Source organism: Streptomyces sp. NPDC007025 (assembly GCF_042869455.1).
Classification (GTDB): domain Bacteria; phylum Actinomycetota; class Actinomycetes; order Streptomycetales; family Streptomycetaceae; genus Streptomyces.
The window spans coordinates 99,235-121,527 of the sequence record NZ_JBIAFT010000001.1; the positions used below are offsets into that span (position 1 = coordinate 99,235).

The 22,293-nt window shown below is 74.7% G+C and carries 17 protein-coding genes; 11 read left to right on the plus strand and 6 right to left on the minus strand.

What is annotated here, in order from left to right; genetic code table 11:
* The gene (locus tag ACFYMO_RS00180) at positions 1-1,245 is read left to right on the plus strand and encodes an MFS transporter (RefSeq protein ID WP_366772735.1); all 1,245 of its coding nucleotides are present in this window, start codon (positions 1-3) and stop codon (positions 1,243-1,245) included.
* A 91-nt stretch (positions 1,246-1,336) separates the two neighbouring features.
* Here the strand turns inward: ACFYMO_RS00180 and ACFYMO_RS00185 are convergent, their stop codons facing one another.
* Positions 1,337-2,452: a DUF2637 domain-containing protein gene (locus tag ACFYMO_RS00185; RefSeq protein ID WP_366772734.1), complete on the minus strand. Its 1,116-nt coding sequence runs from the start codon at positions 2,450-2,452 to the stop codon at positions 1,337-1,339.
* 209 nt (positions 2,453-2,661) lie between these two features.
* Positions 2,662-3,513, minus strand: a complete 852-nt coding sequence (locus tag ACFYMO_RS00190; protein WP_366772733.1) for a (2Fe-2S)-binding protein — start codon at positions 3,511-3,513, stop codon at positions 2,662-2,664.
* 141 nt (positions 3,514-3,654) lie between these two features.
* Here ACFYMO_RS00190 and ACFYMO_RS00195 point away from each other — a divergent pair, with 141 nt between their 5' ends.
* Complete coding sequence (locus ACFYMO_RS00195; protein WP_366772732.1) at positions 3,655-4,473, plus strand: GntR family transcriptional regulator; 819 nt, start codon at positions 3,655-3,657, stop codon at positions 4,471-4,473.
* Positions 4,474-4,559: 86 nt separating this feature from the next.
* On the opposite strand, the gene ACFYMO_RS00200 is transcribed toward ACFYMO_RS00195, so the two are convergent.
* Entirely contained in the window at positions 4,560-5,378 is an 819-nt protein-coding gene (locus ACFYMO_RS00200) for a hypothetical protein (protein ID WP_388543213.1), read from the minus strand.
* A gap of 668 nt (positions 5,379-6,046) precedes the next feature.
* Between ACFYMO_RS00200 and ACFYMO_RS00205 the strand changes: the two genes are divergently transcribed.
* The 3 genes from ACFYMO_RS00205 to ACFYMO_RS00215 all read left to right on the plus strand — a co-directional run bounded on the left by ACFYMO_RS00205 (position 6,047) and on the right by ACFYMO_RS00215 (position 9,535).
* The gene (locus ACFYMO_RS00205; protein ID WP_388543215.1) at positions 6,047-7,300 is read left to right on the plus strand and encodes a glycosyltransferase family 4 protein; all 1,254 of its coding nucleotides are present in this window, start codon (positions 6,047-6,049) and stop codon (positions 7,298-7,300) included.
* A complete protein-coding gene (locus ACFYMO_RS00210) occupies positions 7,294-8,739 on the plus strand; it encodes a sensor histidine kinase (protein ID WP_388543217.1) in 1,446 nt (481 codons plus the stop codon). Before ACFYMO_RS00205 ends, ACFYMO_RS00210 begins: the two co-directional genes overlap by 7 nt.
* A gap of 82 nt (positions 8,740-8,821) precedes the next feature.
* Entirely contained in the window at positions 8,822-9,535 is a 714-nt protein-coding gene (locus ACFYMO_RS00215; protein ID WP_366772765.1) for a response regulator transcription factor, read from the plus strand.
* A gap of 21 nt (positions 9,536-9,556) precedes the next feature.
* Here the strand turns inward: ACFYMO_RS00215 and ACFYMO_RS00220 are convergent, their stop codons facing one another.
* Positions 9,557-11,290, minus strand: a complete 1,734-nt coding sequence (locus ACFYMO_RS00220) for a PucR family transcriptional regulator ligand-binding domain-containing protein (protein ID WP_366772727.1) — start codon at positions 11,288-11,290, stop codon at positions 9,557-9,559.
* Between the two features lie 381 nt (positions 11,291-11,671).
* Between ACFYMO_RS00220 and ACFYMO_RS00225 the strand changes: the two genes are divergently transcribed.
* The 5 genes from ACFYMO_RS00225 to ACFYMO_RS00245 all read left to right on the plus strand — a co-directional run bounded on the left by ACFYMO_RS00225 (position 11,672) and on the right by ACFYMO_RS00245 (position 18,416).
* Positions 11,672-12,577 (plus strand): FAD binding domain-containing protein, encoded by a 906-nt coding sequence (locus tag ACFYMO_RS00225; protein ID WP_366772726.1) that lies wholly within the window; start codon positions 11,672-11,674, stop codon positions 12,575-12,577.
* Positions 12,568-13,086 carry a (2Fe-2S)-binding protein gene (locus tag ACFYMO_RS00230; protein WP_366772725.1) on the plus strand — a complete coding sequence of 173 codons (519 nt, stop codon included), beginning with the start codon at positions 12,568-12,570 and terminating at the stop codon, positions 13,084-13,086. The genes ACFYMO_RS00225 and ACFYMO_RS00230 overlap by 10 nt, the downstream gene beginning before the upstream one ends.
* Before the next feature lies 1 nt (position 13,087).
* Positions 13,088-15,481, plus strand: coding sequence for a xanthine dehydrogenase subunit D (pucD, locus tag ACFYMO_RS00235; protein ID WP_388543219.1), 2,394 nt, complete (start codon positions 13,088-13,090; stop codon positions 15,479-15,481).
* 198 nt (positions 15,482-15,679) lie between these two features.
* Positions 15,680-17,161 (plus strand): NCS2 family permease, encoded by a 1,482-nt coding sequence (locus tag ACFYMO_RS00240; protein ID WP_388543221.1) that lies wholly within the window; start codon positions 15,680-15,682, stop codon positions 17,159-17,161.
* Between the two features lie 94 nt (positions 17,162-17,255).
* Positions 17,256-18,416 (plus strand): XdhC family protein, encoded by a 1,161-nt coding sequence (locus ACFYMO_RS00245; protein WP_388543223.1) that lies wholly within the window; start codon positions 17,256-17,258, stop codon positions 18,414-18,416.
* Positions 18,417-18,442: 26 nt separating this feature from the next.
* Here the strand turns inward: ACFYMO_RS00245 and ACFYMO_RS00250 are convergent, their stop codons facing one another.
* Positions 18,443-19,462, minus strand: coding sequence for an endonuclease/exonuclease/phosphatase family protein (locus ACFYMO_RS00250; protein ID WP_366772721.1), 1,020 nt, complete (start codon positions 19,460-19,462; stop codon positions 18,443-18,445).
* Positions 19,463-19,586: 124 nt separating this feature from the next.
* On the opposite strand from ACFYMO_RS00250, the gene ACFYMO_RS00255 reads away from it, so the two are divergent.
* The gene (locus tag ACFYMO_RS00255) at positions 19,587-21,275 is read left to right on the plus strand and encodes an AMP-binding protein (RefSeq protein ID WP_366772720.1); all 1,689 of its coding nucleotides are present in this window, start codon (positions 19,587-19,589) and stop codon (positions 21,273-21,275) included.
* A 43-nt stretch (positions 21,276-21,318) separates the two neighbouring features.
* Here ACFYMO_RS00255 and ACFYMO_RS00260 read toward each other — a convergent pair whose 3' ends face one another.
* Positions 21,319-22,059 carry a hypothetical protein gene (locus ACFYMO_RS00260; RefSeq protein WP_366772719.1) on the minus strand — a complete coding sequence of 247 codons (741 nt, stop codon included), beginning with the start codon at positions 22,057-22,059 and terminating at the stop codon, positions 21,319-21,321.
* Between the last annotated feature and the right edge of the window lie 234 nt (positions 22,060-22,293).

A 22,293-nucleotide genomic window follows, 5' to 3' on the forward strand; every position in this document is an offset into this window, starting at 1 on the left:
ATGCGAACCGACACCGCGCATGACGCGCTCACCCCGGACGGCGCTCCGGGGCCGTCCGAACCCGCCGGCTCCGAGCGCGGCGCGCTCCCGCTCGCCGCCCTGCTGGCGCTCGCCACCGCCGTCTTCATCACCAGCCTCACCGAGACCCTGCCCGCCGGCCTGCTGCCCGGGATGAGCGGCGACCTCGCCGTCGGCGAGCCCGCCATGGGCCAGAGCGTCACCATCTACGCCGTCGGCACCGCGCTCACGGCCGTCCCGCTCACCGCCTTCACCGCCGGATGGCGCCGCAAGCGGCTGCTGCTGACCGCGATGGCCGGCTTCGCCGCGGCCAACACCGTCACAGCCGTCTCCACCGACTACACCCTCACCATGACCGCGCGCTTCGTCGCCGGTGTGGCGGCCGGGCTCGCCTGGGCGCTGCTGGCCGGATACGCACGCCGCCTGGCCCCCGCGCACCTGGGCGGCCGGGCCATCGCGATCGCCATGGCCGGTATCCCGGTCGCGCTGTCGCTGGGCGTTCCGGCGGGCACGTTCCTGGGCAACGCACTCGGCTGGCGCACCGCCTTCTGGGCCATGACGGCGCTGACCGCCGTCCTGCTCGGCTGGATCACCGCCGCCGTTCCCGACCACCCCGGGCAGCAGCCGGACGACCGCACTCCCATGGCCGCCGTGCTGCGCATCCCCGGAGTGCTGCCCGTCCTGCTCACCACGCTCGGCTGGGTACTCGCCCACACGGTGCTCTACACCTACATCGCCGCCTTCCTCGAGCACGCGGGCCTCGGCGGCTCGGCCGACCGCGTCCTGCTGGTGTTCGGCGCCGCCTCGCTGCTGAGCATCTGGTTCGTCGGCGCGCACATCGGCCGCGGGCTGCGCGCGCTGACGCTCGGCGGTGCCCTGCTGGTCGCCCTGGCGGCAGCCGTCCTGGCGGTGGCGGCCGACTGCACACCGCTCGTCTATGCGGCGGTCGCGCTCTGGGGCCTCGGCTGGGGAGGGGCGCCGACGCTGCTGCAGACGGCCGTCGGCGAGGCGGGCGGCGAGTCCGCGGACGCCGCGCAGGCGATGCTCGTCACGCTGTGGAACGCGGCCATGGCAGGCGGGGGAATCGTGGGCGGGGTGCTGCTGGACGCCCTGGGCGCCGCGTCGTTCCCGTGGAGCGTCCTGGCACTCATGCTGCCGGTGCTGGCCCTGGTGTACGCGGCCCGAAGCCGCGGCTTCACCGCCCGGCGCACCGGAGCGGGAGGCTGAGGCGCCTGGCACCAGCGGGACGACCGGCACCGCCGGTGCGGAGAGGAGCCCTGGCAGGGCTTCCGCGCCGTACCGGCGGACTGCCGGACCGTCAGCCGAACTGCCGCTCGATCTCCGCCAGTTTCTCCTCCAGGGTGTCCAGCCGCGGACTGGCCGCGCTCTTCTCGCCGCCCTCCCGGCCGGACTCGCCACCCGCGGGCTCGCCGTCCCGGCGGGCGCGCGCCGAGGCGCTGTCGTCCCCGACGGCCTGCAGCGCGGGCCTGCCGCGGGGCGGCACGGGTGAGGCAGCCACCGCGGGCAGTTCGCCGGACGGCTCACTCCCGCCGGAGGGCGCGGAAGGCGCGGGCGCGCCGAGCTCGACCTCCACATGGGGTGCCGCCGCCGCGCGTCCCCGGCTCCACCGGCGGTGCTGCCGGTTGATGGCCTTGACCCGGGCCCGGTCCAGGCGCTCCTGGTCCTTGCGGCGCTGCCGCTCCTGCTCGTGCTGCCGCCGGTCCTCGCGCACCTCGTCGACGGCCTCGTCCAGCGTCCGCACCCCCTCCAGCAGCATCAGCGACCACGCCCCGAACGTCTCCCGGGGGGCCCGCAGCCAGCGGACGATGCGGATCTGCGGCAGCGGACGCGGCACCAGGCCCTGGTCGCGCAGCGCCGCGCGGCGGGTCTGCTTGAGCGCCCGGTCGAACAGGATCGCGGCCGAGAGCGACATTCCCGCGAAGAACTGCGGCGCTCCGTCGTGCCCGGTGCCGCGCGGCGCGTGCACCCAGTTGAACCACGCCGCGGCCCCCGCGAAGATCCACACCAGCAGGCGCGAACCCAGCGAGGCGTCCCCGTGGCTGGCCTCCCGGACGGCGATCACGGCGGAGAACATCGCGGCTCCGTCCAGCCCGAACGGCACCAGGTACTCCCAGCCGCCGCCCAGGCCCAGGTTCTGCCTGCCGAATCCGACCAGCCCGTGGAAGGAGAGGGCTGCGGCGACCGCGGCGCAGCAGAACAGCAGCAGGTAGGCGGCCGTCGCGTAGAGCGTCTCCTTGCGGCGCCGCCGCTCCTCGGCTCGCTCCGCGGAGTCGGGCTGTCCGTGTGCGCTCTCGCTCTCGGAGGCGGAGCCGTGCCGGCGCGAGCGCGCCATCACCAGCACCGCGGCCAGAGTGCCGACGAGCAGTACGGCGCTCGGCAGCACCCAGTTCAGCGGTATGTCGGTCAGTCTCATCGGGGTGCCCCTTGCCGCGCGTACCGCGGGCGCACGCCGGGGACGCCGAGTAGGCCCCGTCGCGTGCGAGGCGGTGTCGCGCTCGCGCTCTGGCTTGCTTCGTCCCGAGCATCCTTACGGGAGGGCGCCACTCCGCCGGGGGGTTTCAGGGGAAGAGCACGCGAAAAGGGGGCGCAGGGAGCCGGGAGAGGGACCCAGGGTCGAACACCTCAGCGGACCACGGTCATTCGCTCGATTCGCTCCGCGTCGCATGTCCGGGGACAGGTGACGCAGGTGTCCTCGGGCCGGAGGGTGTAGTAGAGGCAGCAGCTCGCCCGGTCGCGGGTGGTCAGCGCCGCTCCTCCGGGGCCGGGCAGCTCGCGGAAGCCCGCACCCTGGGCGAAGGGCGCGACCGCGCCGGGGAGCAGCAGTTCGGCCTCCGCCCGGGCGCGCGGCTCCTCGCCCACCAGGTGCCCCAGATACCAGAGCCCCTCGGTGATCTCGTCCGTCACCATCCCCCACAGCGCCCGCGGGCCGCGCCGCATCCGGGGCCCGAACCCCTCCAGCACCGGCGCGAGGTGGGCGGCCACCGCGGCACGCACCTCGGCCCGCAGCGCCTCCTCGCCGGGCACCACGCGCGCCCCCGGTGCGGTCGCCGCGGGGTCGTCCGGCAGGCAGGCGAACTGCTCGATCCGGACCGCGAGCCGCCCCTGGGACCGCTGGACCGCCACGGCCTCCACCGGCAGCCGGGGCACCCGCCGCCGGAGGAACCACGGGGCGGTGAACAGCAGGCAGACGGGCCAGGCGTAGCGGTGCAGCCCGAAGCTGGCGACGACATCCGGGCGTCCGGGCCGCCCGTGGTCCCGCAGGATCTGCTCCTCGTCCCAGGCGAGGAACGTGTCGAGCGCCTCGCCGCCGTCCGCGAGCGCTGCGGCGCGCACCCAGCCGGGTCCCGCGGGGAGCGGTTCGCGAGTCGTGGTCTCGGTCACACCCAGCGACGGGAGCACCTCGGTCAGCCGGGCGTAGGGCGTATGGAAAGGGGAGACGTCAGAGGCTACGGAGGCGAGGGTGGGCACGGTCATGGGGACCACCGAATCGACGAGCATCAGCAGGTAAGCCTTACCTTAACTGATCACGTCCGAGGTTTGATCTCGTGTCGCCGCGGCCTAGGGTGCACGGCAGCCTGCATGGCGAAGACATGTACGCAGAGTGCTGGGGGCCCTATGGAGCAGAGCCGAGCGGAGTCACCTGCGGGGCCCGCTGCCGTCCCGTCGGCGGCCGGCCCGCCGGCCGTCGTGCCCCGGCCCCTCGCCCCGGCCGTCCCCGGACCGGTCCGGCGCGCCACCGAGCCGTCCGCCGCCCGCGCCCGGCGGACGGAGGGCAGTGCCCGCGGTGAGCACACCCACTGCGAACCAGCGGCACCGAAGGTGGTGCCGCAGCGCCATTCCGTACGCGACCAGATCCTCGAAGCTTTGCGCGGTGCGCTGCTCTCCGGCGAGCTGGCCCCCGGAGAGGTCTATTCCGCGCCCGTGCTGGGGGAGCGCTTCGGTGTCTCGCCGACCCCCGTACGGGAGGCCATGCAGCTCCTGGCGAGCGAGGGTGCCGTGGAGACGGTGCCCAACCGGGGCTTCCGCGTCGCCGCGCACAGCCCTCGCGACCTGGCCGAACTCACCGAGGTCCGGGCCCTGCTGGAGGTCCCGGCAGTCCTGGGGCTCGCGCGGACCCTGCCCCCCGGGTACTGGGCCGAGCTGCGGCCGCTCGCGGACGACACCCTGCAGGCGGCGGCGTGCGGGGACCGAACCGCCTACGCCGAGACCGATCTCGTCTTCCACCGCGCCCTGCTGGAGGCGACCGGGAACCGGCAACTGGTCGCCGTCGCCGAGGACGTGCAGCGCCGGGCGCAGCTGTCGGCCCTGCGGGCGGCACCCGCCCCGCGCACCACCGACCTGCTCGCCGAGGCAGCCGACCACCTCGCGCTGCTGGACGCGCTGGCCGACCAGGACTATCCGGCCGTCGAGCGACTGGTCCGCGGCCACTTCTGAGGCGCGGGTACTTCCGCCGCCGCTTCTGGGCGCGGGTGCTTCCGAGGGGCGACCACTTCACGAGACGCCGCATGCCCGGGCGCGGGTCACGCCCGGTTCGGGGGCACCGCCGTCGCGGCCTCCGCACCGGCCGCGCCATCCGGCTCCTCGCCCCGCTCCTCGCCCCGTCCGGACTCCGGCAGCCGGTCGGCGAGCCAGGAGGGCACGCCGCCCAGCAGCCGGAACAGCCGCCCGGCCTCCTCGCGCAGCCGGGTCGCCTCCGGCTCCGGCTGCACCTCGGCGAGCGAGGCCAGAGCGGGCGCCATGCCGACGAGGAACCCCAGCTCCTCCCGCAGCCGGAGCGACTCGGCGAAACCGTGGCGGGCCTCGGCCAGTTCTCCCTCGCGGGCCGCGAGTCCGGCCAGATGCCGCCAGGTCGAGGAGCACAGCAGCAGGTCTCCGCGGGCTGTCGCGCCCGCGTGCGCCCTGCGGTAGGCGGCGCGTGCGGACTCCGGGGTGTCGCTCAGGTTCTCCGCCAGCAGTCCGCGCCGGAAGTCCAGCAGCGCCCGGCCGGGCGCGCCCGGCTCCAGGAGGGCGGCGGCCCGGCCGAGCGCCGCCCGCGCCTCGTCGGTCCGGTCACGGACGCCCAGCACGGTCGCCGCGTAGGCGAGTTGGCCGCGTTCGCAGGCAGCGGCCCCGCGGTCGTCGTCCACCCGTGCCACCGCTTCGGCGACCCGCAGCGCGTCCTCCGCGGCGGGCCAGCCGTCCCCCGTGTACATGCACCGTTCGACGAGCAGTCCGGCCCGTCCGACCGCCGCCTGCGGATGCTCCTGCGCATACGGCTCCAGCAGCGCCGCCGCGTCCTCCCAGCACCCCCGCGAGCGCAGCCGCCACACCGCCTGTCCCAGCGGGCTGTCCGGGCTCATGCCGGGGCCCGTGGGGCCACCATGACCTGTCGGGCCTCTCGGATCCAGCCTTTCCGAACGTGACATGGCGGTGTCCGCCACAGTGCCCTCCCCAAGCGCGCCGTCGAGCCGGATGTGAGCGCATCACAGCACGGGTTGCGCCGCCCGGCCAAGGGGGTGGTGTGAATCAGTTCACAAAGTTTTACCGGTGGCGACGGAGTGACAAGCGCCCGGCTCCCGGCGGTTCGGGGGAGCGGCGGGGTAGTGCCTGCTCTACCCCGGGTCGGCAACCTGCTGCAGTGAACTCCCCGCCGATCAGCGGTTGACTGACGGAGTGAAACCCATCGTCGCAGGTCGCGGTGCCCCCGCGGGCCCGGTGCCGGCGGGTGGCCGCGTCGGCCCCGCACGGTCTGCGCGCCCGTCTGCGTGCTCCCAGCCGCGCGCCGCTGTCCGCGGACGCGGAGCGCCCGCGGACAGCGGCCACGTCCGACCGCCGCCGCGCCGGCCGTCCGCCGCCACGTCCCGGGCGCCGCCCGGACGGCCGAAGAGCGTGCGTGCGCCCGCACTTCGGCGTGTGCCACCGCTCGGCGCGGCCCCGCGCGCCTCTCGTGCGCGCTTTCACGGACCCACCCGTGCCAGGAGTACGACGTCCCCCTGCCCGCCCTGCGGGCGCCTTCCGGAGGCTGCCGATGCCCGACGACCCGATCCCGCCCGCGCCCCACCCCGATCCGTCACCCGGTCCGCCGGAACCCGCTGCCCCGGCTGCCGACGTCGGCCCGCCCCGGAGCGGGGACCGGCCCCCCTCCGCGGAGCGCGGCCGCACGCTGATCGTGACGAACGACTATCCGCCCCGCCGAGGCGGCATCGAGACGTTCGTCCACGAGATCGCCCGCCGGTTCCCGCCCGCCGAGGTCGTCGTCTACACGGCGGCCCAGCCCGGCTCCGACGCGTTCGACGCCGCGCAGCCCTTCCCCGTCGTCCGGGACCGGGCCCGGACGTTGCTGCCCACCCCGCGGGTGGCCGCGACGGCCCGGGCGCTGGCCTTCCGCTACGGATGCGACCGCGTGTGGTTCGGTGCCGCCGCCCCGCTGGGACTGCTCGCCGGACGCCTCGGACTGCCCTCGGTCGCCACGACCCACGGGCACGAGATGTGGTGGGCCGCGCTCCCCGGCACCCGCGGTCTGCTGCGCCGGATCGGTGACGGCGTCGACACGGTCACTCACCTCACCGCGCACTCCCGGGCCCGCACGGCCCGGGCGTTCGGCCCGCACCCCCGCGCGGCCCGGCTGGTGCCCGGAGTCGACAGCACGCGCTTCCGGCCGGACGGCGAAGAGCGGGCCGTGTACCGCCGGCTGGGCCTGGAGGGCAAGGCGGTGGTGCTCAGTGTCTCGCGGCTGGTCCGGCGCAAGGGGCAGGACACCCTGATCCGCGCCATGCCCCGGGTGCGTGCCGCGGTGCCCGGGGCGACGCTCGTGATCGTCGGCTCCGGGCCCCGCGAACGGGCGCTGCGCGGGCTGGCGCGGCGGCTCCCGGAACTGCCCGACGACGCCGTCGTGTTCACCGGGTCCCGGGCGCACGGCGACCTGCCGCCCTACTACGCGGCAGCCGATGTCTTCGCCCTGCCCTGCCGCACCCGCCGGTTCGGCCTGGAGGCCGAAGGGCTGGGCATCGTCTGCCTGGAGGCGGCCGCTGCCGGACTGCCCGTGCTGGCCGGGAACTCAGGCGGGGTGCCGGAAGCGGTCCGGGACGGTGAGACCGGGTATCTCGTCGACGGCCGCGACGTCCGGGCCGTCGCCGAGCACCTCACCGGCCTGCTCACCGACCCGCGGGCGGCCGCCGCGATGGGAGCGGCGGGCCGCTCCTGGGTGGCGGCGGAGTGGAGTTGGGAGTCCGCGGTCCGGCAGCTGCGCGCCCTGCTGTCGCGTACGGTCGGTCCGTGGTGACCAGCGAGAAACCGGCAGGGAAGCCGCTGTTCGAGAGGGGCCGGGAGGCGGGGAGCCGGGCCGGACCGGGGGCACTCGCACACCCCGGAACCGGCGGAGCGGCTGCCGGTCGGCCGGACGCTGCCGCCGACTTCGGAGTGTGGCAGGTGCTGGCGGGCGGGCCCCGGGCCTTCCTGTGCTCGACGTGGCCGCTGCGCGCGGTGCGCCAACTGCTGGCCGGCGGCGTGCTGGGGCTTGGCTGGCTCTGTCTCGCGGTCGCGCTCACGGTGTCCGGGATGCTCCTGCTGCCGGTCGGGATCGGCGCGGTCGTGCTGCTGGGCGTCCCCGCCTCGGCCGCCGGTCTCGCCGAACTGGAACGGCGCCGGCTGCGCCTGCCCGGCCCGCGGGACACCCGGCCGCCCCGCTCCCGCACGCCCGCGGGAGCGGACCGGAGCACGCGCGGTGGCGCGATCCGGCGCGCGCTGCGCGGGCTGCGGCAGCGTGCCGCCTCCCCGGTCACCTGGGCGGAGTTCGGCTTCGCCCTGCTCAACGCGGTGCTGGCGCTGCTGGACCTGCTGGCCGTCCTGCTGGCGCTCGGACTGGTCGTCAGCCAGCCGTTCGCGCTGCTCACCGTCGCGGACGGGGACCGGGTGATGTACGGGCCGGGCATCGTGCTGACGGAACCGGTCCAGGTGCTGCCCTGGCTCCTGCTGACACCGGTCTTCGCGGTGCTCGCCTGCTACACCCTCGCGTGCCTGGCCGGGATGCGGGTGGCGCTCGCCCGGGCCGTGCTGGTGGGCCCGCGGCGGGAGCGGGAGCTGGACGCGCGGCTGACGGAGGTGACCGCCTCCCGGGCCCGGCTGGCGGACGCGTTCGAGGGGGAGCGGCGCCGTATCGAACGCGATCTGCACGACGGCGCGCAGCAGCGGCTCACCGGACTGATCATGAAGCTGGGGCTCGCACGGCTGGACGCCGACCCCGCGCTCGTCGTCGAGGCGCAGCAGGAGGCCCGGGCCGTCCTCGGCGACCTGCGGGACCTCGTCCGCGGGCTCCACCCCCCGGTGCTCACCGACCGGGGGCTGGGCGCGGCGCTCGGCGCACTGGCCGAACGGGCGCCCCTGCCGGTACGGGTGACGGACCGGCTCGGTGCCCGGCGGCCCACCGAGGCGCTGGAGGTGGCCGCCTACTTCGCCGCCGCCGAGGCGCTGGCCAACGTGGCCAAGCACAGCGGCGCCGCACACGCCGAGGTGACCGTGGGGGGGGGCGGGCGGACGCTGACACTGGAGGTCCGCGACGACGGCCGGGGCGGTGCCGACCCGGCGGGCGGCACCGGTCTGACGGGCCTCGCGGACCGGCTCGCGGCGCACGGCGGGCGGCTGCGTCTCTCCAGCCCGCCCGGCGGCCCGACGCTGTTGCGGATGGAACTGCCCTGGACCGACGGGGGCACACATCGGCGATGATGTGCTGCGGCGGCAACCGTCGGGATCGCGGGGCCGCCGGTGCACCGGGGAACCAGCGAAAGGGGGAACGGCTGTGCGGCTGGTGCTCGCCGAGGACTCCGTACTGCTGCGCGAGGGGCTGACCCAGCTCCTGCTCCGCTTCGGCCACGAGGTGTGCGCGGGCGTCGGCGACGCGCCCGCGCTGCTGGAGGCCGTGGCCGCGCACGCGCCGGACTGCGTCGTCACCGATGTGCGCATGCCGCCGGGCCTGCGGGACGAGGGGCTGCGCGCCGCCCTCCGGCTGCGCGCCGAACACCACGGACTGCCGGTGCTGGTGCTCTCCCAGTACGTCGAGAACTCCTACGCCGCGGACCTGCTGGCCACCGGTGACGGTGTCGGCTACCTGCTCAAGGACCGGGTGGGCGAGGTCGCGGAGTTCGTCGAGGCGCTGCGGCGGGTGGCGGCCGGCGGCACCGTCATCGACCCCGAGGTGGTCCGGCGGCTGCTGGCCCCGGACCGCGAACCGGCCGCGCTGCGGCGGTTGACCGCCCGGGAACGGGAGGTGCTGGCCGCCATGGCCGAGGGGCGCTCCAACGGCGGCATCGCCCGCGCGCTGGTCGTCAGCGAGGCGGCGGTCGTCAAGCACGTCCGCTCCATCCTCGCCAAGCTCGACCTCCCGCCCGCGCCCGACGATCACCGCCGGGTGCTGGCCGTCCTCGCCCACCTGCGCCGGGCCGGCCCGGGCGCCGCTGCCGGAACCGGCGCGGCGGTACCGGCGGCTCCGCCCTCCGGCGGGAGAATCCCCTCCGAACGGTGAGGCGGCTTCCGGCCGGTCGGCTCAGCTCATCCGCAGCGCGAGGAAGAAGTCCAGCTTGTCCTCCAGGCGGGACAGATCGCGGCCGGTGAGCTGCTCGATGCGGCTGACCCGGTACCGGAGGGTGTTGACGTGCAGATGGAGGCGGCCCGCGCAGCGCGTCCAGGAGCCGTCCGAGGACAGGAACGCCTCCAGGGTGGGCACCAGTTCGGCGCGGTGCTTGCGGTCGTACTCGCGCAGCGGGTCCAGCAGCCGGGCGGTGAAGGCGCGGCGTACGTCGTCCGGGACGAACGGCAGCAGCAGCACATGCGAGGCCAGTTCCTCGTGCCCGGCCGCGCGCACCGCACCGGGGCGCGCCGCCGCCACCCGGCGGGCGTGCCGGGCCTCCTCCAGGGCGCCCCGCAGCCCTTCGGCGGAGTGCACCGCGGCGCTCACCCCCAGCGTCAGCCGTCCGTCGTCGGCGAGGGCGCGCCCCAGCGGTTCCCCGGCCTCGGCCAGCAACGCTTCCGCGTGCAGTCCCTCGCCGGCACGCGTCCCGGCGTGCGCCGGCGTCTCGCCGCCCGTGGCCGCTGGCCCGTGCGCCCCGGCGCCGTCCTGGGCGTCGTCCTCCGGGGCCTCGCCGGTCAGCGGCACCAGTGCGACCGCCTCGCCGTCGACGTGCGCGACGGCGATCCGGTCCGAGCCGTCCGGGCCACCGCTGCGCGGGTCCACCAGCAGCTCCTCCAGCAGGGACTGGGCGACGGCCCCGCCGTCCAGGGCGCGGGCCGGGTCGGGCTCGTCCCACTCCACCCGCGCGACGATCACCTGCCAGGCGGGAGCCGAACCCTGCCCGGGCAGCAGGACGGGCGCGGCGACCCGCAGCCGCGCGGCGATCTCGGAGGGCGGCGCGCCGGTCTGCACCAGCTCCAGCACCTCCTGCGCCAGCCTGCGGCGCACGGTCCGCGCTGCGTCCCGCCGGTCGCGTTCGACCGCGATGAGCTGGGTGACGCCGTGCAGCAGGTCCAGGCGCTCGGCGGGCCAGTCGCCGGTGTCGTCGGCCACGGCCAGCAGCCAGTCCGAGAGCACGGTGCGGCGCGGGTCGCCGGTGCCCCGGCCGACGGGGAAGAGCGAGTAGGCCGCACCGTCCTCGGCCGTCCGGTGCGGGGCGCGCCGTCCGGCACGGACGGCGGCCAGATGCGCGCCCGCCAGCCTGGCGGCGGTGGCGTGCGGCAGTCCCGGTCCCTCGCTGGGGCCGGCGATCTGCCGGCCGGTGGGAGAGAGCACCCAGGCCGCCAGGTCCAGGTCCGAGCCGAGCAGGTCGAGCACCACGTCGGGTCCACCGCCCGCGGGGCCCGAGGACATCAGCCGCCGGTGCCGGTCCACGACGGCGGCGAGATCTCCGGCGCGCTCGGTGGAGACCTGCCGGACGACGTGCTCGGTGATGGTGGCGAAGGCGACCGACTCGGTCACCGCGAACAGCGGCAGCCGGTGCCGTGCGCAGGCGTCGACCAGGTCCTGCGGGACAGGACCCAGTTCCGCCTCGCCCGCGGCCAGCCCCGCGACGCCCGCGGTGGCCAGGATCTGGACGAACGGCTCGGAGTCCTCCGGCGCGTGCCGCCACGCCAGCCCGGAGAGCACCAGTTCGCCGCCGGACAGGTAGCGGCTGGGGTCGCGCAGGTCGGTGGTCATCACGCCGCGTACGGTCCGGTCCAGCTCGTCGTCGCCGCCGAGGAGCCGGAGGCCCAGCGAGTCGTTCTCCAGGAGGGCGCGCAGCCGCATCGTCTCGTCGCCTGCCGTTCGTGTTTCGTCTGCCGGGTGGGTGGGTCGTGCGCAGCACGTTGTCGTGGCACCGGGGTGTGACCGGGAGAAAGCCGTGAGGTTACCGCTTCCCTGCTTTCGTCTGAATCTACAAGACGGGGTGGCCGACCAGCCAAACGCTTCATGTTTTCGGTGACTGCACCGCGGCGGGTACCTCTCGGTGTACTGACCGCACCCCTCGAGACCCGCGGATTCCCTCGATCCCCCGACAGCATCCACAGCGACCCCCGCACCCGGAACACACCCCTCCCGGGCCGCATCCGCTGGGAACCGCCCCGCCGCGTCGCACCCCGCGCAGGCATCTGCCAGCACCCCCCCGCCAGTACACCGAGAAGAGACACCATGGAGTTCCTGCGCCCGGCAAGCTGGGAGGAGGCGCTCGCCGCGAAGGCGGAGCACCCCTCGGCCGTGCCCCTCGCGGGGGGCACGGATGTCATGGTCGAGATCAACTTCGATCACCGCCGTCCCACCCATCTCCTGGATCTGAGCCGGGTCCGGGAGCTGCACGAGTGGGAGACCGGCGGCGAGACCGTCCGGCTCGGCGCCGCCGTGCCCTACGCGAGGATCATCGACGGGCTCTCCCGCGAGCTGCCGGGCCTCGCGCTGGCCTCGCGCACCGTCGGCTCCCCGCAGATCCGCAACCGGGGCAGCGTCGGCGGAAACCTCGGCGCCGCCTCCCCTGCGGGCGACGCGCACCCCGCGCTGCTCGCAGCGGGCGCCGAGGTCGAGGCGGAGTCGGTGCGGGGCACCCGGTCGATCCCCGTCGAGGAGTTCTACACCGGGGTCAAGCGCAACGCGCTCGCCGAGGACGAGCTGATCAGGTCAGTCCGCATCCGGAAGGCGGACGGGCCGCAGCAGTTCTCCAAGGTCGGCACCCGAAACGCCATGGTCATCGCCGTGTGCGCCTTCGGCCTCGCGCTGCACCCCGCGACCCGTACCGTCCGCGCCGGTATCGGCTCGGCGGCGCCGACCCCGCTGCGGGCCCGGGTCGCGGAGGACTTCCTGGCGGCGGCGCTGGCGGAGGGCGGCCTCTGGACCAGCGGCAAAACCATCCCGCCGGCCGTCGCCCGCGAGTTCGCCGAGCTGTGCTCCGGCGCCTGCAACCCGATCGACGACGTACGCGGCAGTGCCGCCTACCGGCGCCGCGCCGTGGGCGTCATGGCCCGCCGCACCCTGGGCTGGGCCTGGGAGAGCTACCGCGCCACCGGGAACGGCAGCACCACCGAAGGAGGCGCACAGTGCGCGTGACATTCACCGTCAACGGGCGCCGGCACGAGGCCGACGACGTGTGGGAGGGTGAGTCCCTGCTGTACGTGCTGCGCGAGCGGATGGGCCTGCCCGGCTCCAAGAACGCCTGTGAACAGGGCGAATGCGGCTCCTGCACGGTCCGCCTGGACGGCGAGCCGGTCTGCGCCTGCCTGGTGGCCGCGGGCCAGGCCGAGGGCCGCGAGGTGGTCACCGTCGAGGGACTGGCCGACTACGCGCGGGAGCGGGACGGCACCGCGCCTACCGGCGATCTGGCCCCCGTACAGCAGGCGTTCCTGGACTCCGGAGCGGTGCAGTGCGGCTTCTGCACCCCCGGCCTGCTGGTCGCGGCGGACGAGTTGATCGAGCGCAACCCGCAGCCCTCCGACGCGGACATCCGCGAGGCACTCTCGGGCAACCTGTGCCGCTGCACCGGCTACGAGAAGATCATGGACGCCGTCCGGCTCGCGGCCGCCCGCTCCGACGCCGACGGCCCCCGGGAGGTGCTCTGAGATGGCTCCAGCGAGCGGCCCCACCGGGGCCCAGTCCACCCTCGACCAGGGCGTCGGCACCCGGGCCGGAGTCGGCGACTCGCCGCTGCGGCCCGACGGCACCCTCAAGGTGACCGGGGAGTTCGCCTACTCCTCGGACATGTGGCACGAGGACATGCTCTGGGGCTGCACTCTGCGCAGCCCGCACGCGCACGCGGAGATCGTCTCCCTCGACGTCGGCGAGGCGCTGCGGCAGGCCGGGGTGCACGCGGTGCTCACCCACGACGACCTCCCGGCCGCGGTGAAGAACTACGGCCTGGAGATCCCGGACACTCCCGTCCTGGCACACGGCCGGGTCCGGCACCACGGCGAGCCCGTCGCGCTGGTGGCGGCCGACCACCCGGAGACGGCGCGCCGCGCCGCCGCGAAGATCAGGGTCGAGTACCGCGAGCTGCCCGTCGTGCACGACGAGGACTCCGCGACGGCCCCGGACGCGCCCCTGCTCCACCCGGGCCGGGACGACCATCACGCGGGCCATGTGCCGCACCCCAACATCGTGCACCGCCAGCCGATCGTGCGCGGCGACGCCGCGGCGGCGGCCGGGCGCGCCGACGTGGTCGTCACCGGCGAGTACGAGGTCGGGATGCAGGACCAGGCGTTCCTGGGGCCCGAGTCCGGGCTGGCCGTGCCCGCCGAGGACGGCGGGGTCGACCTCTTCGTCGCCACCCAGTGGCTGCACTCGGACCTGCGGCAGATCGCCCCCGTCCTCGGGCTGCCCGAGGAGAAGGTGCGGATGACGCTCTCCGGCGTCGGCGGCGCCTTCGGCGGCCGCGAGGACCTGTCCATGCAGATCCACGCCTGTCTGCTGGCGCTGGCCACCGGCAGGCCGGTCAAGATCGTCTACAACCGGTTCGAGTCGTTCTTCGGACATGTGCACCGCCACCCGGCCAAGCTCCGGTACGAGCACGGCGCCACCCGGGACGGCAAGCTCACCCACATGAAGTGCCGCATCGTGCTGGACGGCGGCGCCTACGCCTCCGCCTCCCCGGCGGTGGTCGGCAACGCCGCCTCGCTCAGCGTCGGGCCGTACGTGGTCGACGACGTCGAGATCGAGGCGCTGGCCCTCTACACCAACAACCCGCCCTGCGGGGCGATGCGCGGCTTCGGTGCGGTGCAGGCGTGCTTCGCCTACGAGGCGCAGATGGACAAGCTCGCCGCCGAACTGGACATGGACCCGGTCGAGCTGCGGCAGCTCAACGCCATGGCGCAGGGCGACGTGCTGCCCACCGGGCAGACCGTCGACTCCCCGGCGCCCGTCGCCGAGCTGCTGCGCCGGGTCAAGGCCAGGCCGATGCCGCCGGAGGCGCAGTGGGAGACTGTCGGAGGTGCACCGGACGTCCGGGCGCTGCCCGGCGGGCTGTCCAACACCACACACGGCGAGGGGGTCGTGCGGGGCGTCGGCTACGCCGTCGGCATCAAGAACGTCGGCTTCTCCGAGGGCTTCGACGACTACTCCACCGCGCGGGTGCGGCTGGAGGTCGTCGGAGGCGAGCCGGTCGCCTCGGTGCACACCGCCATGGCCGAGGTGGGGCAGGGCGGCATCACCGTGCACGCCCAGATCGCCCGGACCGAGCTGGGCGTCACTCAGGTGACGATCCAGCCGGCCGACACCCGGGTCGGCTCGGCCGGTTCCACCTCCGCCTCCCGGCAGACCTATGTGACCGGCGGCGCCGTCCAGCACGTGTGCGCCCTGGTGCGCGAGAAGGTGCTGGAACGCGGGCGGGAGCGGCTGGGCACCCACCACCCCGCCTGGGCGACGGCCGAGCTGCTGCTGGAGGGCGGCAAGATCGTCACCGACGGCGGCGAGGTGCTGGCATCGCTGGCCGACGTGCTCGGCGAGGAGCCGGTCGAGGCCGAGGACGAGTGGCGGCACCGGCCGACCGAAGCCTTCGACCTGCGGACCGGCCAGGGCTTCGGCCATGTGCAGTACTCCTTCGCCGCGCACCGCGCCGTGGTGGAGGTCGACACCGAACTCGGGCTGGTCAAGGTCGTCGAACTGGCCTGTGCACAGGACGTGGGCAAGGCGATGAACCCGCAGGCCGTGGTGGGCCAGATCCAGGGCGGCACCGTGCAGGGGCTCGGACTCGCCCTGCTGGAGGAGATCGTGGTCGACCCCGGGGCCAAGGTCCGCAACCCGTCCTTCACGGACTATCTGATCCCCACCCTTCTCGACACGCCGACCATCCCGGTCGACGTGCTGGAACTCGCCGACGCGCACGCGCCCTACGGGCTGCGGGGCGCCGGCGAGGCTCCGACCCTCTCGTCGACGCCCGCCGTGCTGGCGGCCGTCCGGGCCGCGACCGGGCGCACGCTTCCGCGCGTACCCGTCCGGCCGGAGCACATCGTCGACGTGTGATCTTCCCCGGTCCCGCCGGCACCGGGCTTCGGGGGCACCGCCCCCGGAACCCGGGCCCGAGCGGCGGAGCGGCTGCGGCCACTCCGCCGCTCGGGGCGGGATCGAGGACATGGCAGGACGCGGGCCGTCCCCCGGGTCGTGCTTCCCAAATCCTCGGCAGTCGCCGAGGTGCCCCTTTGAACCTTGGGAGTCAGCACAATGACCCACTCCACAGTGGAGCCGACGACGTCGGCGGAGGACGCGGGCCCCGGCTCGCGCATCCCCGCGGGCCGCTCCTGGCTCGACAGGTACTTCCACATCTCCGCGAGAGGGTCGACCTACGGCCGGGAGATACGCGGCGGTATCACCACCTTCATGGCGATGGCGTACATCGTCCTGCTCAACCCGGTCATCCTCTCGGTGCCCGACGCCGATCAGCAGACCCTGGACGGCGGGCAGGTCACCACGGCCACGGCGTTCGCCGCCGCGGCGACCACCATCGTGATGGGCATCATCGGCAACGTACCGCTGGCCCTGGCGGCCGGACTCAGCGTCTCGGCGGTGCTGTCCTTCCAGGTCGTGCCCGAGATGACCTGGGGCAACGCCTGGGCGATGTGCCTCATCTACGGCGCGGTGATCATCCTGCTGGTGGTCACCGGGCTCCGCGAACTGATCATGAACGCGATCCCGCTGGCGCTCAAGCACGCCATCACCATGGGCATCGGCCTGTTCGTCTGCCTCATCGGCCTGGTCCAGGCCGGCTTCGTCACCTCGATGCCCGGCCCCGGCGGACTGCCCGGTGCCAAGCCGATCCAGCTCGGCACCGCGGACATGCTCACCGGTTGGCCGGTGCTCTGCTTCGCCGTCACCGTGCTGCTCATCTTCGCGCTCCAGGTGCGCAAGGTGCCCGGCGCGATCCTCATCGGCATCGTCGGCGGCACCGTGCTGGCCGCGGCCGTCCACCAGTTCGCCGGCCTGGACAAGAAGGACTGGGGCGGCAGGAACGCCCCGGAGATCACCGGATCGCTGGTCAGCTCGCCCGACTTCGGGCTGCTGGGCAACGTCTCCTTCAGCGGGCTCGGGGACGTCGGCGGCATCACCGTCGGTGTCATCGTCTTCACCCTCGTCCTGGCCGGGTTCTTCGACGCGATCGGCACCATCATCGGCATCGGCCAGCAGGCCGGACTCGCCGACGAGCGCGGCCGGATGCCCGGGCTGAACAAGGCACTGACCATCGACGGCGCCGGCGGCGTGGTCGGCGGGCTGGCCGGAGCCTCGGGGCAGACCGTGTTCGTGGAGTCGACCGCCGGGGTCGGCGACGGCGCGCGCACCGGCCTGGCCAGTGTCGTCACCGGTCTGGGCTTCGCACTGTGCCTGTTCTTCACCCCCCTCGCGCAGGTGATCCCCCCGCAGGTGGCGGCCGCGGCACTGGTCGTCATCGGCTCGATGATGATGACCAACGCCATGCACATCGACTGGACCGACCCGGCCACGTCGATCCCGGTCTTCCTGACCACCGTGCTGATGCCGTTCACCTATTCCATCACGGCCGGCATCGGCGCCGGAGTCATCGCCTACGTTCTGATCAAGGCCGTCCAGGGAAAGTTTCGTGAGCCCGGATGGTTGATGTGGGTACTGGGGCTCGTCTTCCTGGCCTACTTCGCACTGAACCCGATCGAACAGTGGCTGGGGGTCAAGTAGCCGGCCCTCCACGAACCGCTCAGGTGGGAGCGGGTGCGGTCCCCTGGCCGTTCCCGCTCCCACCTGGCCGTATTTCACCGCCGAGGAGAGACACATGCTGGACATCGCCGCTGAGCTGCACCGCTGGTGCCAGGAGGGCCGGGACTTCGCCGTCGCCACCGTCGTCGGTGTGGGCGGCAGCGCACCGCGGCAGCCGGGCGCCGCGCTGGCCGTGGACGCGGACGGCGAGGCCGTCGGCAGCGTGAGCGGCGGCTGCGTCGAGGGCGCGGTCTACGCGCTGTGCCAGGAGGTGCTGGAGTCCGGCGCGAGCGTCCGCCAGACCTTCGGCTACAGCGACGAGGACGCCTTCGCCGTCGGTCTCACCTGCGGCGGGACCGTCGACATCCTGATCACCCCGGTCCGCGCCGGAACGGCGGCCCGCTCGGTGTACGCCGGGATCGCGGCCGAGGCCGCCGAAGGAAGCACCGCGGCCCTCGTCCGGATCGTGGACGGGCCCGCTGAGCTGCTGGGCGGCGCCCTGCGGCTGGACGCCGAGGGGCAGCCGCACGGCGCCCTGGGCGGGGCGCCCGAACTGGACGCCACCGCGGCGGCCGAGGGCCGGGCACTGCTGACCGCCGGCCGTACGGCCACCGTCACCATCGGCGCCGACGGCAGCAGGTGCGGCCGGCCGGTGACCCTGCTGGTGGAGTCCAGCGTCCCGGCGCCCCGGATGCTCGTCTTCGGCGCCATCGACTTCGCCGCAGCGCTGGCCCGGATCGGCAAGTTCCTCGGCTATCACGTGACCGTGTGCGACGCGCGGCCCGTGTTCGCCACACCCGGCCGCTTCCCCGAGGCCGACGAGGTCGTCGTCGACTGGCCGCACCGCTACCTCGACTCCCAGGACCTCGATCCGCGCACGGTCGTCTGCGTCCTGACCCACGACGCCAAGTTCGACGTCCCGCTGCTGGAGCGGGCGCTGCGGCTGCCGGTGGCCTACGTCGGCGCCATGGGCTCCCGCCGCACCCATCTGGACCGGCTGGAGCGGCTGCGCGAGGTGGGTCTGACCCCGCTGGAGCTGGCCGCGCTGCGTTCACCCATCGGCCTGGACCTGGGTGCCCGCACCCCGGAGGAGACGGCGCTGTCCATCGCCGCGGAGATCGTCGCCGCCCGGCACGGCGGCACCGGTGTCCCCCTCGACGGCGCCCACACGCCCATCCACCACGACGGCGGCCCCGCCGCCTCGATCGCCCAGGGCGCCGGGCGGGCCGCGGGCTGAGGGCCCCGTGCGGGACGCGGCCGGGCTCAGAACAGCTTGACGTTCACCAGCAGGGCGCGGTGGTCGGTGCCGCGCAGATCCACGAACTCGCCGTCCACCGGCAGCATCGCACCGCTCAGCAGTACGTGGTCGAGCTGCGCGCCGAGCACCGGAGTGGTGCGGGTGGGCCAGGTGGGGGTACGCGAGTTGCCCAGCATGCGGGCCGCGTCGTGCATGCCGGTGCGCAGGATCGCCCGGAAGGCCGCATGGTCCTGCGAGGAGTTGAAGTCGCCCGCGATCAGCGTCGGCAGCCTGCCCCGGGCCGCCGCCGCGGCCCGCAGCCGGTCCAGCTCCACCCGCCAGGCCGCCGTCCGGCCCGGCTCGGGCGGCATCGGGTGCGCCACCTGGAGGGCGACCCGCTCGCCGTGGATGTCCGCGATCGCCCCCGGCATCGCCAGCCGTCCGCGCACCTCGCCCCGGCCCTCCAGCGGATAGACGCTCAGCAGTGCCGAGCCGCGGGCGCCGCCGTCGTCGGTGATGATGCGGTGCGGATACTCCTCGCGCAGCGCGGGGGCACGCAGCGCCGCCGCGCACCGCGCGTCGCACTCCTGCACCGAGACGACCTGCGGCCGCTCCCGGCGCAGCGCCGCCACCAGGTCGCGGGTGGCGGCACCGTGGTCCAGGTTGGCCGTCAGCACCCGGAACTGGGCCTTCGCCGGCCGGGCCGCCGTGTCCGCCGGTGCGGGCTGCCCGTAGGGGCGCAGGAACCAGCCGGTGCCCGCCAGCACCGCCAGCGCCCACAGCAGCACCAGCCAGCGGCGGGAGAGCGTCGCGACCAGCGCCGCCAGCCAGGCCGGTGCCAGGAACCAGGGCAGGAACGCCAGCAGTTGCGGCACGGGGGTGGGCCCGTCCTCGTCCCCGGCCCGGAAGGCCAGGGCCACGCTGAGCACCAGCAGGGTCAGCACCGCCAGCGCGGTCAGGAACGGATGGCGCCGAGCGCGCCTGCCGCCGCGCGTCCCACCGTCTGCCGCGCCCCGGTCCCGGCGCGTGTCGGCCCCCGTGTACATCTCTCCGATGATGCCGCACCTCCCGTCACATGGGCGTAAGCCCCCGGCCGGGGGTGGTGCGGCACGCGGGTGGGCGTACACGATGGCTCCCAGCGCCCGCAGCACCCCCTGAGCAGGAGGAAACATGGTCCCGTCCACGCCTACCGATCAGTTCCGCGCCGCCCGCGACACGCTGCTGCGGCACCGGACGGACTACGAGGCCGCGCGGGCCGCCTTCGACTGGCCCCGGCCCGAGCACTTCAACTGGGCGCTGGACTGGTTCGACCACATCGCCCGGGGCAACGACCGGCTCGCGCTGCACATCGTCGAGGAGGACGGGCTGGAGCGCCGCGTCACCTACGACCAGATGCGGACCCGTTCCGACCAGGTCGCGGGCTGGCTGCGCGGCCGGGGCGTGGCGCCCGGCGACCGGGTCGTGCTGATGCTGGGCAACCAGGTCGAACTGTGGGAGACGCTGCTCGCGCTGATGAAGCTGCGCGCCGTCGTCATCCCCGCGACGCCCCAGCTGGGCCCGCGCGACCTGGCCGACCGGATCAGCCGCGGCGAAGCGGGCCATGTGGTGGTGCGCGCCGAGGACACCGGGAAGTTCACCGACGAGGTGCCGGGCGACTACACCCGGATCGCCGTCGGCAGCGGCGGCACTCCGGCAGCGGGCTGGCTGGCCTACGAGGACGCCTACGAGGCCGCGGCCGACTTCGACCCCCAGGGCGCCACCCGTGCCGACGACACCCTGCTGCTCTACTTCACCTCCGGGACGACCGCACTGCCCAAGCTGGTCGAGCACACCCACGTCTCCTACCCGGTCGGGCATCTGGCGACGATGTACTGGATCGGCCTGCGGCCGGGCGACGTCCACCTCAACATCTCCTCGCCCGGCTGGGCCAAGCACGCCTGGTCCAACTTCTTCGCGCCCTGGAACGCCGAGGCGACGATCTTCATCCACAACTACAGCCGGTTCGACGCCGGGCGGCTGCTCACCGAGATGGAGCGCGGCGGCGTCACCAGCTTCTGCGCCCCGCCCACCGTCTGGCGCATGCTCATCCAGGCCGACCTCAGCAGCCTCTCGGCCGTCCCCCGGGAGGTCGTCGCCGCCGGTGAGCCGCTCAACCCGGAGGTCATCGAGCACGTCCGCCGGGTGTGGGGCGTCACCATCCGGGACGGTTTCGGCCAGACCGAGACCGCCGTCCAGGTTGCCAACACTCCCGGCCAGCCTCTCAAGCCGGGCTCCATGGGCCGCCCCACGCCCGGCTTCGACGTCACCCTGCGCGACCCGGTCACCGGCGAGACCGGCGTCGAGGAGGGGGAGATCTGCCTCGACCTGTCCACCCGCCCGGTCGGCCTGATGGTCGGCTACCGGGGCGACGCCGAGCGCACCGCTGAGGTGATGGCCGACGGCACCTACCGGACGGGCGACATCGGGGCGCGGGACGAGGAGGGCTACCTCACCTACGTGGGCCGCGCGGACGACGTCTTCAAGGCCAGCGACTACAAGATCTCCCCGTTCGAGGTGGAGAGCGTCCTGCTGGAGCATCCCGCCGTGGCGGAGGCCGCCGTCGTACCGTCGCCGGACCCGGTGCGGCTCGCCGTGCCCAAGGCGTATGTGGTGGTCGCGGACGGCGCCGCCGCGGACGCGGAGACCGCCGGCGTGCTGTTCGCGCACTGCCGGGAGCGGCTCGCCCCCTACAAGCGGGTGCGGGTGATCGAGTTCGCCGACCTGCCCAAGACGATCTCCGGGAAGATCCGCCGCGTCGAGCTGCGTGCCCACGCGGCGGGCGAGGCGGGTACGCCCGGGACCGAGCATCGCGACCGGTAGCGTGCCGAGCGGGCCGGAGCACGGCGCCGGCGTCGCGGCGGGGTCACCGCGGGGTGCGGATCAGCTGCTCGGCGGCCTCGTTCACCGCCCGCGGGGTGCCCGTCAGGTCCAGCACGAACAGCGGGAGCCGCAGTTCGTCGGCGCGGGCCCGCGCGTCCTTGCCGTACCCGGCCAGGGCGAAGCAGACGGCGGCGGCCGAGTCGTTCAGCCCGTTGAGCCACAGCGTCTCCACGTCGCGCAGCGCGGCCGGGGAGGTGGAGGGATCGACGTGCGCGACCACGCCGGGCCCGCGCACGTCCACTCCCGAGGCGGGCGTCCGCTCGGCGACCCGTACCCCCTCGAAGCCGAGCCACCGCAGATACTGCGCCGCGGCCAGCTTCGCGTCCTGCGCCGTACGGATGGTGACGGGCCGGAAGGCGGGCCTCGGGAACGGTCCGGCGGCGGGCGCCGGGTCCGCGGCGCCCGCGGCGGTGCGGGGGACCGGCGGCGGATGCTCGGCGGACGGCGCCGCCACCCCGGTCCTGCCGCGGGCGACCGGCACCCGCAGGGTGGTGCCGCAGCCGCAGCCCAGTTCGGGCTGCGGCCACTCGTCCACGCGCCCGCAGGCCGGGCAGCTCACCGAGATCCAGGAGCCCGCCCAGGTGCGGTGCCGCACCTGGATCGCGGCCGCGGAGGAGAGCAGCGGCAGGGCGACCGGCGCACCGCAGCCGCAGGGGTAGACGGGCGCGGTGTAGCTGTGCTCACGCCGGCACACGGGGCAGCGCACAAGCACTCTCTCGGCCATCGTTCGGCTCCTGGCACGGGTGATCCGGTGGGCACGGTGGGGCTGCTGTGCCCGGCCGCTCTCCAATCGTCGCCGATGGAGCGGGTTTTCCGAAGGGGCAGGTGCCGGACGGGCCGGGGAAGGTGCGCGAGGGGCGGACGAGGGCGGATCGGGAGGGGGGACGAGAGTGGATGATGAACAAGGGTGTGCCCCCGCGCGGAACGGTCACCCCTCATCACAAGGACCGTTCCGCAC

Bases quoted from the DNA above. Each gene is read 5' to 3' on its own strand.
- ACFYMO_RS00180 (WP_366772735.1), top strand. From the start codon at position 1: ATGCGAACCGACACCGCGCATGACGCGCTCACCCCGGACGGCGCTCCG.
- ACFYMO_RS00185 (WP_366772734.1), bottom strand. From the start codon at position 2,452: ATGAGACTGACCGACATACCGCTGAACTGGGTGCTGCCGAGCGCCGTA.
- ACFYMO_RS00190 (WP_366772733.1), bottom strand. From the start codon at position 3,513: ATGACCGTGCCCACCCTCGCCTCCGTAGCCTCTGACGTCTCCCCTTTC.
- ACFYMO_RS00195 (WP_366772732.1), top strand. From the start codon at position 3,655: ATGGAGCAGAGCCGAGCGGAGTCACCTGCGGGGCCCGCTGCCGTCCCG.
- ACFYMO_RS00200 (WP_388543213.1), bottom strand. From the start codon at position 5,378: ATGAGCCCGGACAGCCCGCTGGGACAGGCGGTGTGGCGGCTGCGCTCG.
- ACFYMO_RS00205 (WP_388543215.1), top strand. From the start codon at position 6,047: ATGCCCGACGACCCGATCCCGCCCGCGCCCCACCCCGATCCGTCACCC.
- ACFYMO_RS00220 (WP_366772727.1), bottom strand. From the start codon at position 11,290: ATGCGGCTGCGCGCCCTCCTGGAGAACGACTCGCTGGGCCTCCGGCTC.
- ACFYMO_RS00225 (WP_366772726.1), top strand. From the start codon at position 11,672: ATGGAGTTCCTGCGCCCGGCAAGCTGGGAGGAGGCGCTCGCCGCGAAG.
- pucD (WP_388543219.1), top strand. From the start codon at position 13,088: ATGGCTCCAGCGAGCGGCCCCACCGGGGCCCAGTCCACCCTCGACCAG.
- ACFYMO_RS00240 (WP_388543221.1), top strand. From the start codon at position 15,680: ATGACCCACTCCACAGTGGAGCCGACGACGTCGGCGGAGGACGCGGGC.
- ACFYMO_RS00245 (WP_388543223.1), top strand. From the start codon at position 17,256: ATGCTGGACATCGCCGCTGAGCTGCACCGCTGGTGCCAGGAGGGCCGG.
- ACFYMO_RS00250 (WP_366772721.1), bottom strand. From the start codon at position 19,462: ATGTACACGGGGGCCGACACGCGCCGGGACCGGGGCGCGGCAGACGGT.
- ACFYMO_RS00255 (WP_366772720.1), top strand. From the start codon at position 19,587: ATGGTCCCGTCCACGCCTACCGATCAGTTCCGCGCCGCCCGCGACACG.
- ACFYMO_RS00260 (WP_366772719.1), bottom strand. From the start codon at position 22,059: ATGGCCGAGAGAGTGCTTGTGCGCTGCCCCGTGTGCCGGCGTGAGCAC.